This is a genomic window from Luteibacter sp. 329MFSha (assembly GCF_900111665.1).
In the GTDB taxonomy this organism is placed as follows: Bacteria; Pseudomonadota; Gammaproteobacteria; order Xanthomonadales; family Rhodanobacteraceae; genus Luteibacter.
In genome coordinates this window covers 2,337,091-2,352,106 of sequence record NZ_FOJE01000001.1, presented here as the reverse complement: position 1 = coordinate 2,352,106, position 15,016 = coordinate 2,337,091, and the positions used below count along the sequence as shown (strand labels likewise).

At 67.7% G+C, this 15,016-nt stretch carries 10 protein-coding genes; 6 read left to right on the top strand and 4 right to left on the bottom strand.

Going from position 1 to position 15,016, the window contains the following annotated elements:
* Window positions 1-6: 6 nt before the first annotated feature.
* The 3 genes from BMW54_RS10620 to BMW54_RS10610 are packed head-to-tail and all read right to left on the bottom strand — an operon-like array spanning window position 7 to window position 3,669.
* Window positions 7-1,098 carry a dipeptide epimerase gene (locus BMW54_RS10620; protein WP_090055224.1) on the bottom strand — a complete coding sequence of 364 codons (1,092 nt, stop codon included), beginning with the start codon at window positions 1,096-1,098 and terminating at the stop codon, window positions 7-9.
* A gap of 18 nt (window positions 1,099-1,116) precedes the next feature.
* Window positions 1,117-2,508 carry a C40 family peptidase gene (locus BMW54_RS10615; protein ID WP_090055222.1) on the bottom strand — a complete coding sequence of 464 codons (1,392 nt, stop codon included), beginning with the start codon at window positions 2,506-2,508 and terminating at the stop codon, window positions 1,117-1,119.
* Between the two features lie 12 nt (window positions 2,509-2,520).
* Entirely contained in the window at window positions 2,521-3,669 is a 1,149-nt protein-coding gene (locus BMW54_RS10610; protein WP_090055221.1) for a DUF819 family protein, read from the bottom strand.
* 274 nt (window positions 3,670-3,943) lie between these two features.
* Between BMW54_RS10610 and BMW54_RS10605 the strand changes: the two genes are divergently transcribed.
* The 4 genes from BMW54_RS10605 (at window position 3,944) to BMW54_RS10590 (ending at window position 12,014) form a co-directional block, all read left to right on the top strand.
* Window positions 3,944-5,356, top strand: a complete 1,413-nt coding sequence (locus BMW54_RS10605) for a transglutaminase-like domain-containing protein (protein WP_254779205.1) — start codon at window positions 3,944-3,946, stop codon at window positions 5,354-5,356.
* Window positions 5,357-5,404: 48 nt separating this feature from the next.
* Window positions 5,405-8,398 (top strand): TonB-dependent receptor, encoded by a 2,994-nt coding sequence (locus BMW54_RS10600; RefSeq protein ID WP_090055219.1) that lies wholly within the window; start codon window positions 5,405-5,407, stop codon window positions 8,396-8,398.
* Between the two features lie 34 nt (window positions 8,399-8,432).
* Complete coding sequence (locus BMW54_RS19120; protein ID WP_090055218.1) at window positions 8,433-10,244, top strand: membrane dipeptidase; 1,812 nt, start codon at window positions 8,433-8,435, stop codon at window positions 10,242-10,244.
* A 153-nt stretch (window positions 10,245-10,397) separates the two neighbouring features.
* Entirely contained in the window at window positions 10,398-12,014 is a 1,617-nt protein-coding gene (locus tag BMW54_RS10590) for an NAD+ synthase (protein WP_090055216.1), read from the top strand.
* Between the two features lie 344 nt (window positions 12,015-12,358).
* On the opposite strand, the gene BMW54_RS10585 is transcribed toward BMW54_RS10590, so the two are convergent.
* Window positions 12,359-13,186, bottom strand: a complete 828-nt coding sequence (locus BMW54_RS10585; RefSeq protein WP_090055215.1) for an outer membrane protein assembly factor BamD — start codon at window positions 13,184-13,186, stop codon at window positions 12,359-12,361.
* A 69-nt stretch (window positions 13,187-13,255) separates the two neighbouring features.
* On the opposite strand from BMW54_RS10585, the gene rluD reads away from it, so the two are divergent.
* Window positions 13,256-14,230 (top strand): 23S rRNA pseudouridine(1911/1915/1917) synthase RluD, encoded by a 975-nt coding sequence (rluD, locus tag BMW54_RS10580; RefSeq protein WP_090055213.1) that lies wholly within the window; start codon window positions 13,256-13,258, stop codon window positions 14,228-14,230.
* 1 nt (window position 14,231) lies between these two features.
* Window positions 14,232-14,972 (top strand): peptidoglycan editing factor PgeF, encoded by a 741-nt coding sequence (gene pgeF / locus BMW54_RS10575; protein WP_090055211.1) that lies wholly within the window; start codon window positions 14,232-14,234, stop codon window positions 14,970-14,972.
* The last annotated feature ends 44 nt before the right edge of the window (window positions 14,973-15,016 follow it).

Here is a 15,016-nt window from a genome sequence, read left to right as displayed (position 1 = left end):
TCCTCGTTACAGGGGTTCGAGGCCGCGGATCTCGCGGATGCCGAGGCCGGGTGCGTCGCTGACCGAGATCTCCGATTCGTTGAAGTGGACGCCTCCGTCGACCGGATCGTACGCGCACAGCGACGGACCATCGAGGTCGACCTTGGTGATGACGTCGGACTTGGCGACCGCCACGTGCACGGCGGCCGCCACGCTGATGCTGGATTCCAGCATGCAGCCGATCATGCAGTCGATGCCGTAGAGGCCGGCGATGTCCGCGATGCGGATGGCGTTCGAGATGCCGCCGGTCTTCATCAGCTTGATGTTGATGATGTCGGCGGCGCGCATGCGGATGAGGTCCATCACTTCCGCGGGACCGAACACGCTCTCGTCCGCCATGATCGGGGTATGCACGCGCTCGGTGACGTAGCGCATGCCTTCCAGGTCGCGCGCCTTGACGGGCTGCTCCACCAGTTCCAGGCGCACGCCGGCGTCTTCCAGCGTGTTCAGCGCGTACACGGCTTCCTTGGCCGTCCAGCCCTGGTTGGCGTCGAGCCGGAGCAGGGCGCGGTTTTCGACGGCGGCGTAGATGGCGCGCACGCGTTCGATGTCCACGCCGATGTCCTTGCCGACCTTGATCTTCAGCGATTCGAAGCCGCGTTCGACGGCGGCGATCGAGTCGGCCACCATCTTGTCGATGTAGTCGACGCTGATCGTGATGTCCGTGGTGATGACCGGATCGCCGCCGCCGAGCAGCTTGTACAGCGGCGCGTCGTAGAGCTGGCCCCACAGGTCGTAGAGCGCGATTTCCACCGCGGCCTTCGCGCTCGTGTTCTTTTCGAGCGCGCCTTGGACGAGCCGCGTGAGGCGGTTCAGATCGGCCACGTCCTGCCCGATCAGGCGTGGAGCGATGTAGTGGCGGATGGCGTCGACGATCGAACCATGCGTGTCGCCGGTGATCACCGCCGTGGCGGGGGCTTCGCCGTAGCCGATGCGGCCGTCGTCGGTATGCACCATGACGACGATGTCCTCGACGGTTTCGACGGTACGCAGGGCGGTCTTGAACGGCGTCTTCAGCGGTACGCGCAGCATGCCGAAGCGGATGTCGGTGATCTTCATGGAGTCTCGCCTGGCGGTTTAGCGGATGCGCACGATGCTGGTCATGCGGTCGACGAAGGTGGCGTCGTCGCTGAACATCATGGGCAGGAGCGGCGTCACCGACACCTCGTTGAGCACGACGCGTCGCAGGCTGCCGTCCGGCTGCTTCCAGCTCATGCCGCCGACGTCGTGGATCACATAGGGCTGCCCGTCGACCTTGCCGATCACCATCATGACGTGCCCGGGAATGTAGACGAGGTCGCCGACCTCGAGCGCCATGGCGGCCTTCAGGCGCGCCTCGTGGCTGTCCTTGTCCGTATACAGCGTATGCGTGAGGCCGGGGCTGATGCTCTGGTCGCGCGTGTTGCGCGGCATCTGCACGCCCATGCTGCGATAGACGTCGGACACGAAACCGCTGCAGTCGCGGCCGTTGTACGCATGGCCCCAGCCATAGCGCTCGCCGAGGAACCGGAACGCCTGGCGCACGACGTTCGCGCGGGTGAGCGGGAGGTAGTCGGGGGCCGAATCCTGGTTGCGTTGGAGGAGGGCCGGGTGGAACGACAGCGCACCCTGCGCGTCGCGCACCGGCAGGCTCAGCACCCACGAGGTGTACGGGCTCTGGCCGTTCACCGGCTGGTCCGGCGGCGCCGTCGTATCCAGCGGCACGCGCGTGCCCATGTCGAGCTGTAGCTCCGACACCGCGGGCGCTTCGGGCGTGTAGACGGTCTTCGGCTTCGCGCCGGTGATGACGCGATAGGGCGTGGCATCCGCATGGGCGAAGATCGCGGCGGCGTCGCGGTAAGCGATGCCGTCGCTGCGAACCCACGCCGCATAGCGCGCGCTCACCACGAACGTCCATTGGCCGTCCTTGCTGGTGTGCACGGCGACGACCGGATCGCCCGGAAAAAGCGTGCTTTCCTGGAAGCGATCGATGTCGGTGTCGCCGGCACGGCTGAAGACGCGACGGTCGGTCGGATAGCCGCGCAGGGCCGCCCGACGGACCGCCATGCCGTAACGTGGCGTCACCTGCGCCGGCACGGCGTCGAGCGCGGCGTTGCCGAGAATCGCGTCGATGGTCGACGCATCCACCGGCTTGCCCTCGGCGTCGAACAGCGGCTTCGTCGGCCGTGTGGTGAGCTTGCCGATCCAGCCGGTGACCTGCGCGCGCGGTAGCGTCGCGGGAAGGTGGCGGATGTCGTGCATCGAGGGGTCGAGCCGTGCGACGCGTTCGTTGAGCGCGGCGATGGCGGCGCGATCGAGGACGAGCTTGTCCGCGTCGGCCAGCCGCGCCACCCAGAAGTCGGGCGAAAGCTGCGCGTCGCTGACGCCGGGGATGCCCGAGGCCGGCACCGGCATGTCGACGGCCGCGGCGGGCGTGCCGATGGCCAGTGCGAGCAGCGCGACAAGCAGGGTTTGGCGAAGCAGGGGCATGATTGTTCCTGATCAGGTGGCCAGCTGCGAAAGCACCGCGGCCACGACGAGACCGAAGCCGGTTCCGAGGATATAACCGAGCAGCGCGAGCAGGATGCCCACCGGCACCAGCGAGCGCGAGTACGTGGCGGCCAGCACCGGAGTCGCGGCTACCCCGCCGATGTGCGCGAGCGACGAGATGCCGCACAGGTACAGATCGAAGTGGAACACCCGCGCGGCGAGGCAGAGCAGCACCGCATGGACCCCGATCACCGTCACGCCCGCCAGCAGGTACAGCGGGGCGGCGGCGATTCCGGCGAAGCTGCTCTGCGAGGCGAGCACCGCCACCACCGAGATCAGCAACGCGCTGGAAACGGCCTGCGCGCCGGGCAGGCGGGCAAGCGGCGTGTGCGCGGCGACGAGGCCCGCGACGGTGGCGATCAGGATCGTCCAGGTGGTCGGCGAGATCATGCTGCCCACGGGCAGCCGGCTGCCAAGCGCGGCGGATAGCACGGACACCAGCACCGCGAGGCCGAGCCAGAGCAGGACGCTGTCGCCGGTGGCGGGTACGCGTGGCGCCGTCTCGGCGACCGCCATGTCCGCGCTCGACGTCGCGCGGGTCCAGCGGTTGAAGGCCGGCGCGAGGCGCGCGACCGCGAAGAGCACCACCACCCACATCGAGTAACAGAGCGCGTCGGTGAGCAGGGTGGTGGCGAGCGACGTGTCGGACATGCCGATCGCCTGCTTCACCGCGATCATGTTCGCGGTGCCGCCCATCCAGCTTCCCGACAGCGAGGCCAGCGGCTTCCAGCCGTCGCCCGGCATCCAGTGCCGGTAGAGCAGGAAGGTGAGGACGAACGCGGCGAACAGACTGATGGACGTGCAGACGAAGACGCCAAGCACGCGCGGTCCCAGCGCGAGGATGGCGCGCAGGTCGCAGTTGATCATCAGCAGGAACAGCAGCGCGGGCACCATGCGCGACACCAGGGTGTCCTGCGCGAGATGGATGTCGGGGCTGGCCGTCCAGAGGCCAGCGACGGACAGCGCCGTGACGGTCAGGTACGTGAGGACGATGGGCGGCAGCACATCGAACACCTTCCAGCCGAAACGCCGTTCGATCGCTGGCCAGAAACCGGCGGCAAGCAGCATGACGGCCAGGTAAGGCCATACCGACTGGATCACGCGTCCCTCCCCGGGGTTGTGTCGCGACGGCCGCCAGGAATAGCTATTCCTGAAGAGTTGGCCTGAAGCATAAATTATTGACCGTCGTTTGCAAGCATGTTACACAGCCCTGACGCACGTCCACCCACCACGGTCGCATCGGGGATACCGAACGGTGAAAGCGGCTTTACGATGTTCGATCCGACGTGCCGCGTTCGCGGCGGTTGTGCTGACGGCGACATCGGTCGCGAGCACCCTTTCGGCAGCCGATTCCCGAACGCCTGCCACCGAAGGGGTGGGAGCCGATCGTATCGGCGATGCCCCGTCGAAAGCGATCGACGCCGGGCAATTCACGCAAGCCGAGGCCGCCATTGCAAAGGCGCTTGCCGATCCGCGAATCACCCCCACCCAGCGCACCTCCCTCGAGTTCCAGCGCGAGCGCATGCGCCGCATCCTGATCGACTTCACGCTGGACGCCGAGGCCGTGAAGGCGCGCCTCCGAAAACAGATTCCCGATCTGACCGACGCGGAATTCGCGACATGGGATGCCGCGGGCCTGCTCGAGAAGCAGGTGATCGACGGGCGCACGCTGTACTTCAAGCGCGCGCCGGCGAACCTGTTCCGCCTGAGCGCGGATGCCCGTGCGCGCCGCAAGGAGCAGACGCCGTTCAACGACGGTCCGAACGAGGTCCTCAACGACCACCACCGCGCGGTGCGTGCGGCGGCCCTCGCCGAACATACGACGAGCGTGCTCCCGCGTCGCGAGGAAGTGACCCAGATCGTCACGGTGAAAGCCGACGCGGTTCCCGCGGGCGAGACGATCCACGCATGGATTCCGTATCCCCGCGCGATTCACGGCCAGCAGGAAGACATCCGGCTCGTCGGCAGCGAACCGGCGGAGGCGACCATCGCGCCCGAGTCGGCGTGGCAGCGCACGGTCTACCTCGAGAAGCAGGCGGTCGCCGGCAAGCCGACCACATTCTCGATCACCTACGACGTGACGCTCTACGCGCGCTACGTGGACATCGACCCCGCGAAGGTGACGCGCGCCGCGATCACGCCGGCTCTCGCGCCTTACGTGGCCGAGCGCGCGCCGCACGTCGTGTTCACCGACGCGATGCGCGCGTACTCGAAGCGCGTGGTCGGCGACGAGACCGATCCGTACCGCATCGTGCAGAAGCTGTTCGCCGCCGTCGACACGATCCCCTGGGCCGGCGCGCGCGAATACTCGACGATCCCGAACATCGGCGACTACACGCTGCATGCCGGTCACGGCGACTGCGGCGAGCAGACGCTCCTGCTCATCACGCTGCTTCGCCTCAACGGCATTCCGGCCCGCTGGCAGTCGGGCTGGATTTTCTCCGACGGCACGTACAACAACATCCATGACTGGGGGCAGGTCTATCTCGCCCCGTACGGCTGGGTGCCGATGGACGTGACCTTCGGCCGTCTCACCGGCACGAAGCCGGGCGACGACAAGCTCGAGGGCTTCTATCTCGGTGGCCTCGACGCCTACCGCATCGCGTTCAACGACGACTGGTCGCAGCCGTTCACGCCGGCCAAGACGTCGTTCCGTTCCGACACCGTCGACTCGCAACGCGGCGAGGTCGAGTGGAAGGGCGGAAACCTCTACTTCGATCAGTGGGACTACGACTTCCGGTGGCACCGCGTCGACACACCGCGTGGGGGCGGTGACCCGACCCGCTAGCCGGTCAACGCACGACAACCCGAAACGTCATCTTATGGGAGTGGGGAGATGGGGGAGATCAAGACGAACCGGCGCGCATGGCGTCACGGCGCCTTGTGCATGGCCATCGGCATGGGCCTCGCGATGTCCGGCGCGGCCGTCGCCGCCAATACCGACGGTTCGATCGTGGGCCGCACGAAGGCCGGGGCCACCGTCACCGTCCGCGACCCGTCGACGGGCCTGACGCGCACGGTCACCGCCGGCGACGACGGCACCTACCGCTTTCCTTTCCTGCCGGTCGGACACTATCGGCTGGAGAGCAGCAAGGACGGCCAGGCCGTGGCCGAACCCGCCGAGGTCAACGTGAGCCTCGGTACCGCCACCACGGTTAACCTCGTGGAGCGCGGCTCGGCGACCACCAACCTCGAAGGCGTGCAGGTCAGCGCGCCGGTGGTGATCTCCGCCGTCGACGTCAGCTCGACCGAAACCGCCACGAACATCAGCCGCGAGGAGATCCGCCGCCTGCCGGTGGATCAGAACGTGGCGTCCGTCGCGCTGCTGGCGCCGGGCGTGAACAAGGGCAACGCCAGCTTCGGCGGCATCTCGTTCGGCGGCTCGTCCGTGGCCGAGAACTCGTTCTACGTGAACGGACTGAACGTCACCGACTTCTACAACCGCAACGGGTTCTCGGAGGCGCCGTTCGCGTTCTACCAGGAGTTCCAGGTGAAGACCGGCGGTTACTCGGTCGAGTTCGGCCGCACGACCGGTGGCGTGGTCAACGCCGTCACGCGCTCGGGCACGAACGAATTCAAGACCGGCGCGGAGATGACCTTCGAGCCGAGCGCCTGGCAGGCGACCACGAAGAACCATTACTGGAACGGCGAGCGCTACATCACCTCGTCGGAGGACAACTACTCGCGCACGAAGATGAACGTGTACGCGTCCGGTCCGATCGTGAAGGACAAGCTGTTCTTCTTCGCGATGTACGAGGCCCGTGGCTACACGCCGCAGAACACGGACAACCTGGGCACCGTGCTGACGCAGAACGACACGGACTCCGGTTTCTGGGGTGCCAAGGTCGACTGGCACATCGACGACAAGAACCTGCTCGAGTTCATGGCCTTCTCGGACAAGAACAAGAACCTCGGTTCCGTCTACAACTACGACTACGACACGCACACCAAGAGCGCCCGCAAGGACGTGATCACCAGCAACACGGGTGGGCGAAACTGGAACGGCACCTTCACCAGCTACCTCGTCGACGACCTGTCGATGAAGCTCATGTACGGGCGGAACGAGCGCGAGGATTTCACGCGCGCCCAGTCCGACATCGACTGCAACCCGGTGGCGAGGGCATCGGCCGTGCCGGGCCCGGGCGTGCCGCTCGGATGCAGCACCAGCACCGCGGTGGAGAAACGCAACGACACCCGCAAGCAGGGTCGCGCCGATTTCGAGTGGACGCTCGGCGACCACGTCGTGCGCTTCGGCTACGACCACGAGGTGGACACGTCGATCTACTCGCGCCGGTATCCGGGTCCGGGTTCGTACTACTACAACATCTACGCCACCACGCCCGGCGCGACGATCGAGAACGGCGGCGTGGTGCCCGCCGGATACAACGCCTACGTCCGCGCGCGGCGCTACGAGATCGCCGGCACCTTCGAGACGACGAACAACGCGTACTACGTCGAGGACAACTGGAACATCACGCCGGACTTCCTGCTCAACGCGGGCCTGCGCCGGGACGCCTTCGACAACAAGACGGGCGAAGGCGCCTCGTACATCAAGATGGACGACATGATCGCGCCGCGCCTTGGCTTCTCATGGGACCTCAAGGGCGACGGCACGATGAAGGTGTTCGGCAACCTGGGCCGCTATTACCTCCCCGTCGCCAACGTGATCAACATCAAGCAGGCCGGCGGCCTGCTCGACCAGCGCACCTATTACGCGTTCGACGGCTACCAGGTGCTGGACCGCAACGGCTCGCCGTACGCGATGCCGATCCTCGGCCCACAGATCGGACCGGTCGACGACTCGCAGGGCGACGGCACCGTCGGCGACCTGCGCGCCGAGGTCGACCGGCACATGGATTCGGTCTACCAGGACGAGGCCATCCTCGGTTTCCAGCAGGCGATCACGGATACCTGGTCGTGGGGCGTCAGCGGCACGTATCGCAAGCTGCACAACGCCATCGACGACATGGAGATCAGCGCGACGCCGCAGTGTGGCGGCGACGGCTACATCGGCTACGTGATGGGCAACCCGGGACGCAAGCTCACCGTCTACGGCGACACGAACTGCGACGGCACGCCCGACGGCTACATCGACATCGACACGTCGAAGGCCGGCTGGGCCCTTTACGACGCCGACGGCAACTACCTCGGGCAGCGCGGCTGGAAGAAGCCGCGCCGCACGTTCGGGTCGCTGGAGTTCCAGGTCGACCGCGCGTGGGACGAGAAGTGGATGTTCAATGCGTCGTACGTGCTCTCGTGGAGCCGCGGCAACGCCGAAGGCCCGGTGAACTCCGACACCAACTTCGACGACACGGGCCGTACCGAGAACTTCGACGACCCGTGGGTGAACCTGTCGGGAGGCTACCTGCCGAACGATCATCGCCACCAGTTCAAGCTGCGCGGCACGTACGCGATCACGCCGCAGTGGCAGGTGGGCGCGGATCTCACGGCGCTTTCGGGCAGCCCGATCACCGGCTATGGCGTCGGCAACCCGTTCGATGCGACGGTGTACCACAGCTACTTCATCTGCGTGGACAACTGCGCCGACCCGGTCTCCGAGAACCGCGTGTACGAGCGCTCGCCGCGTGGCGACAAGCGCACGCCGTGGACGTTCAACCTCAACGCGAGCATCACGTACCTGTTGCCGATCGACGAGAAGAACAACCTGCGCGTGAAGTTCGCGGTGTATAACCTCCTCAATCAGCAGCGCACGCTGGGCGTCGACCAGGACCTGCAGACGTCGGTGGGCGGTCTCAATCCGACCTACCTGCAGCCGCAGCGCTTCCAGTCGCCGCGCTTCGGGCAGCTGACGGTGTCGATCGATTTCTGACGGTGGCCCCGGTCACCGTCCCGAAGGGAGGATCATGAAGACGCTTTTCGCCACGATGCTTCTCCTGGCACCGGTCGTCCATGCCCAGGACCATCCGCTCACGCTCGACACCCACGTCGACATCCCGCTGTCGTATATGGAGGATCCGAAGTTCGACGCGGGCAAGGACGGTCCGCTCAAGGTCGACCTGCCGAAGATGCGTCGCGGCGGCCTCGATGCGGCCTTCTTCGTGATCTACGTGGAGCAGGGGCCGCTCACGCCCGCCGGTTACGCGAAGGCTGTCGCCCAGGCGGCCCGCAAGTACGACGCGATCGACCGGATGCTGAAGACGTATCCGGACCAGATCCGGCTGGCGCTGACGCCTGACGACGTGCGAGCCAACAAGGCGGCGGGTCGATTGTCGGCGATGATCGGCATCGAGAACGGGTATTCGCTGGGTCACGACATCCGGCGGCTGGATGCCGCCTATGCGCGCGGCGCCCGCTACATCGGACTCGCGCATGTGGGCAACAACGATCTGTGCGGGAGCTCGCTGCCGAAGAAGGAGCTCGGCGACCGGCCGGACAGCAATGTCGGTTTGACTGGATTCGGGCGCGAGGTCGTCCGCCGCGCGAACGCGCTGGGCATGATGGTCGACGTCTCGCACTCGTCGGACGCCTGCGTCCGCGAAGTGCTCGCGCTGTCGACCGCGCCGGTGATCGCCTCGCACTCCTCGGCGCGCGCCGTGACGGATCATCCGCGCAATCTTCCGGACGACCTCCTGCGGGCCATCGCGGCGAAGGGCGGTGTCGTCCAGGCGGTCGCGTACAAGGAGTTCCTGAAGAAGGACCCGTCACGCGAGCAGGCCGAGAAAGTCCTCCAGGTGAGCGTCGCGAAGGCGGCGGGCGACACCGGATACGACAGCGAGAAGCACGATTACCTGCCCGCGTACGCCGAGGGCATGAAGGCGATCCAGCGCGAGCATCCGCTCGCCACGCTGGACGATTTCCTCGATCACATCGAGCACATGGTCAAGGTCGCCGGTATCGACCACGTGGGCATCGCGTCGGACTTCGACGGTGGGGGCGAGGTGACCGGGTGGATGAACGCTTCGCAGACCGCCAACGTCACGGCGGGGCTCAGGCGCCGCGGCTTCTCCGACGCGGACATCGTGAAACTGTGGTCGGGAAACCTGCTTCGCGTCTGGGCGGCCGACGCCGCGGCGCCACCGCCCAAACTGTCGCCGGCGCGTACCGTCGCGGAGGCGGGGCTGACGGACATTCGCAGTCTCGTCCCGGGCATCGACGAAGACATGCGTTATGCCGGGTCCGACAATTTCACGGGTGGCGTGGTCGACGGGTACCGCGCACCGAAGTGCCTCCTGCGCACCGGCGCGGCCGAAGCGCTCGCCCGCGTGGAACGCACGTTGCGCGAGGAGGGCTACGGTCTTCGCGTATGGGACTGCTACCGGCCCGCGCGCGCCGTCGCGGCGTTCGTCCGCTGGGCGGGGAACCTGGCCGACACGTCGACGAAAGCCGCGCATTATCCGAACCTCGGCAAGGAGGCCTTGCTGGGCGAGTACATCGCACCGGTCTCCGGTCACAGCCGCGGCGCGACCGTCGACCTCACGCTGATGCGCTGCCACGCCGATGCGTGTGCGCCACTCGACATGGGAACCCCGTTCGACTTCTTCGACCCGCGCGCCCACACCGACGCCCCGGGCATCGACGCGGCGCAGCGCGCGAACCGTCAGCGACTGCTCCGCGCGATGGCCGCGCAGGGCTTCGTGAACTACCCGCAGGAATGGTGGCACTTCTCGTTGCCCTCGGCTGCCGGCGACGCGTTGTACGACGTGCCGGTGCAGTAGGGGAGGCCTGATCGCCGATACGATCGGCTCCCACCCCTTCGGTAGGAGGGCTGCTACCGAAGGGTGGGAGCCGATCGTATCGGCGATCGGGGAGCCGCCCCGATCCACCCAGGGCGTTATCATGGGCGATCCCCCGCGACCGCACGGCTTCCCATGTCCATCTTCCGCTTCGCCCTGGCCCAGTTCGACTTTCCCGTAGGCGCCACCGCGGACAACGCGAAGCGCGTCAAGGCGCTGGCCGATGAAGCCCGCGATCGCCTTGGCGCCTCGCTGATCGCCTTCCCCGAGCTGACGATCTCCGGTTATCCGCCGGAAGACCTGCTCCAGCGGCCGAGCTTCCTCGAGGCCTGCGGCAGGGAACTGACCGACCTGGCGCCGCAGGTGACGGGCATCGCCGCGGTGGTGGGGCATCCGGCGTCGAAGGGCGTGGTGTACAACGCCGCGTCGCTCTTGCGCGAGGGTCGCGTGGAGTGGACGTACCACAAGCAGGCGCTGCCCAATTACACCGTCTTCGACGAGAAGCGTTATTTCGAGCACGGCGAGGCGACGCGCGTGTTCACGATCGAGGGCGTGCGCGTCGGCATGCTGATCTGCGAGGACATCTGGGAGGCCGAGCCGGCCGCCCACGCCGCCGACGCGGGCGCGGAGCTGATCCTCGTGATCAACGCGTCGCCGTACGACCGCCGGCAGGCCGCGACGCGCGAGGAACTCCTGCGCCGGCGCGCCACCGAGAACGGCGTGCCGATCGCCTATGTGAACCTCGTCGGCGGGCAGGACGACCTGCTCTTCGACGGCCATTCGCTGCTGGTGCAGGCCGACGGCGAGATCGCCGCCCGCGCGCCGTCGTTCGAAGACATGCTGCTGGCCGTGGAATTCGACACGGCGTCGAAGCGCCTGAAGGCCGTCGACTGGCCGGCTGCCGATACGCGTTCGCCGGAAGCGATCATGTACGCGGGCATCGTGCGCGGCATCCGCGATTACATCGGCAAGAACCGATTCTCCGGCGTGCTGCTGGGCCTCTCGGGCGGCATCGATTCCGCGCTCACGCTGGCGCTGGCCGTCGATGCGCTGGGCAAGGACAAGGTCACCGCGGTGATGATGCCCACCGAGTACACCTCGGACCTCTCGCTGCGCGAAGCGAAGGCGCAGGCCGAGCACCTCGGCGTGGAGTACCACGTGCTGCCGATCGAGGGCATCTACGAGGCGTTCACCGGCGCGCTCGCGCCGGTGTTCCAGGGTCGCGAGCCGGACATCACCGAAGAGAACCTCCAGTCCCGCACGCGCGGCGTGCTGCTGATGGCGATGTCGAACAAGACAGGCAGGCTGCTGCTGTCGACGGGTAACAAGAGCGAGATGGCGGTGGGCTACGCCACGCTCTACGGCGACATGTGCGGTGCGTACGCGCCGCTGAAGGACGTCTACAAGACCACCGTGTACGCCCTTTCGCGCTGGCGCGCCGCCATCGACGGCGCGATTCCGGTCGCCGTGATCGACCGCCCGCCGTCCGCCGAGCTCCGCCACGAGCAGACCGACCAGGATTCCCTGCCACCCTACGACGAGCTGGATGCAATCCTCGAGCACTTCATCGAGGGCGAGGCGTCCGCGGAAGACATCATCGCCGCGGGACACGACGACGCGACCGTGCGCCGCGTCATCCGGATGGTCTTCGTCAACGAGTTCAAGCGCCGCCAGTCCGCGCCGGGCCCGCGCGTCACCACGAAGGCCTTCGGCCGCGAGCGTCGCTATCCGATCACCTCCGGGTGGCGGTAAGGGGCTAGCGACGCCGTCATTCCGGCGAACGCCGGGATTCGTCGCGAAAACCGACTGCACCGCCGTGGGCCCCGGCGTGCGCCGGGGCGACGGTGAGGGGTGCTCGCGACGGCGTCATCCCGGCGAACGCCGGGATCCACGGCCTCGGTCCACGGGCGGGCCTTTCCGCGAAAACCGACCGCCTCGCCGTGGGCCCCGGCGTGCGCCGGGGCGACGGTGAGGGGTGCTTGCGATGGCGTCATCCCGGCGAACGCCGGGATCCACGGCCTCGGTCCACGGGCAGGGCGGCGCGCATGAAAAAGCCGGCTTTCGCCGGCTTTTTCGTCAAGCGTGTCGCGAGGGGCTCAATGGTGACCCGAGAACGGGATCGCCTTGCGCCAGACCGACGGGTGGTGCGGCCAGTTGGCGTCGGTCAGGTACGGGTGGTCCGGGTAGTTCAGGGCCAGCACCTGGCGGGTCTGGTCGGCCAGCGGCTGGCGGTCGAGGGCGATGTAGCTGCGCGTCAGGATCGCCAGGGCGTCGGCCGTGGCCGGCGACTGCTGGTAGTGCTCGATGACGTACTGGGCGCGGTTGGCCGAAGCGATGTACGCCTTGGTGCGCAGGTAGTACTCGGCGACGTTGATCTCGAAGCGGGCCAGCTGGTTGCGCAGGAAGATCATGCGCTGGCGGGCGTCCGTGGCGTAGGCGCTGTTCGGATAGCGGCGCGTCAGCTGGCTGAAATCGTCGAACGACGTCAGGTTGAAGCCCTGGTCGCGGCGGGTCGAGGCGCCGTCGCCACGCTGCAGGTAGCGCTCGATGATGCCGCCCGTACGGTCGAAATTGATCAGACCGCGCAGGTAATAGGCATAATCTGCATGCTTGTGGGTCGGAAACGTCTTGATGAAGCGGTTGATCGTCGAGTAAGCGTCGTCCGGCTTGTTGTCTTTGTACTGCGCGTAAGCCAGTTCGATCTGGGCCTGCTCGTTGATGTCACCCGACGGGAAGCGCGCGATCAGTCGCTCGTAGGCCTTCTCGGCCGCGGCGTAGTCGGAATGCTCCAGCGATTCATGGGCGTTGGCATAGAGCCGTTCGACCGGCATCGTGTCGATCGTCTCCTTCTTGCTGCGGAACATCGAGCAGGCGCTCATCGACAGGGCGAGGACGAGCAGAATGGTGATCTTGGTTGCACGCATTGAGAGAGTTCGGATGCTTGAGCGAAACGGCATGATAGCCGAAACCGGCCGCGGGCCGGGCGAGGCGGTATGACGACGGTACGACATGAGGCCACCGTGCCGGTAGCGGCGGCGGGTCGGCGTTTCGACCAGTCGCTGGCCGAGATGTTCCCCGATTACTCCCGATCCCGCCTCACGGGCTGGATCAAGGAGGGCAAGGTGTTGCTGGACGGCGCTCCGGCGGCCCCCCGGCACCTGCTGCGCGGGGGCGAGCGCGTGGAGCTGGAGGCCGAACTGGCCACCGAGGTGGACGCGCAGCCCGAGGACATCGCCCTCGACATCCGTTACGAGGACGACGACCTGATGGTGATCGACAAGCCCGTGGGGCTGGTCGTGCACCCCGGGGCCGGCAATCCGGCGGGGACGATGCTGAACGCGCTGCTGCACCACAGCCCGGCGCTGGCGGAACTTCCCCGCGGTGGCATCGTCCACCGCCTGGACAAGGACACCGCGGGCCTGATGGTCGTGGCCAAGAGCATCGCGGCCCATACGGCCCTGGTGGCCATGCTGGCGCGCCACGACGTCCACCGGCAGTACGAGGCCGTGGTGCTGGGCACCATGGTGGCGGGCGGCACGGTGGACCAGCCGATCGGCCGCCACCAGCACGACCGCCTGAAACAGGGCGTCCGCGACGTGGAGGATGGCGGCAAGGAGGCGGTGACCCATTACCGCGTCCGCGAGCGCTTCCGCGCGCACAGCGTCATCCAGTGCAACCTGGAAACGGGCCGGACCCACCAGATTCGCGTGCACATGGCGCACCTGGGCCACCCGCTCGTGGGCGACCAGCTCTACGGCAACGGCCTGCGGCTGCCGCGCGGCGCGAGCCAGGAGCTGATCGACGCCCTGCGCGGCTTCCGTCGCCAGGCGCTGCATGCCGAGAACCTGGCCTTCGAGCACCCGATCACGGGCGAGTACCTCAGCTTCGACTCGCCGCGCCCGGCGGATCAGGAAGCGCTGATCGAGGCGCTCCGGGCCGATACGGCGCTCCATCCCATCGAGGACTGACGTGACCGAGCCCTGGATCGTTCCCGACTGGAGCGCGCCCGAGAACATCGGTTCGGCGGTGTCGACGCGGCTTGGTCCGGGTGTCTCCGTCACGCCGTACGACCAGCTGAACCTCGGCCTGCGTTCCGGGGACGACCTCGCGGCGGTGATCGCCAATCGCGAGGCGCTGGCCCTGGCCCTGCACCTCCCGGAGCGGCCCCTCTGGCTGAGACAGGTCCACGGGACCGTCGTGGCGGATGCCATGACGCCGGGCGACGACGAGCCGGAGGCCGATGCGGCCGTGGCCCGCGGGCCCGGCAAGGCGCTGGCGATCCTCACGGCCGATTGCCTGCCGGTGCTTTTCGCCTCGGACGACGGCGGCACCATCGGCGCCGCTCATGCGGGCTGGCGCGGTCTCGCGGGCGGCGTGCTGGAGAACACGGTGGCGTGGATGGACGTGCCGCCGTCGACGATCCAGGCCTGGCTCGGCCCGGCCATCGGTGGGCCGTCGTACGAGGTGGGCGCCGAAGTGCGCGCCGCCTTCGTCGAGGCGGATCCCGGCGCGGAGGCCGCCTTCACCCCGACGCGGCCGGGCCACTGGCTGTGCGATCTGTACCTGCTGGCGCGCCGCAGGCTGGCGGCGGCCGGCGTCGGACGGGTGTCGGGCGGCGGATTCGACACGTTCCGCGATGCCCGGCTCTACTCGTACCGCCGGGACGGCGCGGCGAGCGGGCGGTTCGCGTCGCTCGTCTGGACGAAGTAGCCGGACGCGACCGCATCCGTAGGAGCGGACCTGGCCGCGATGGG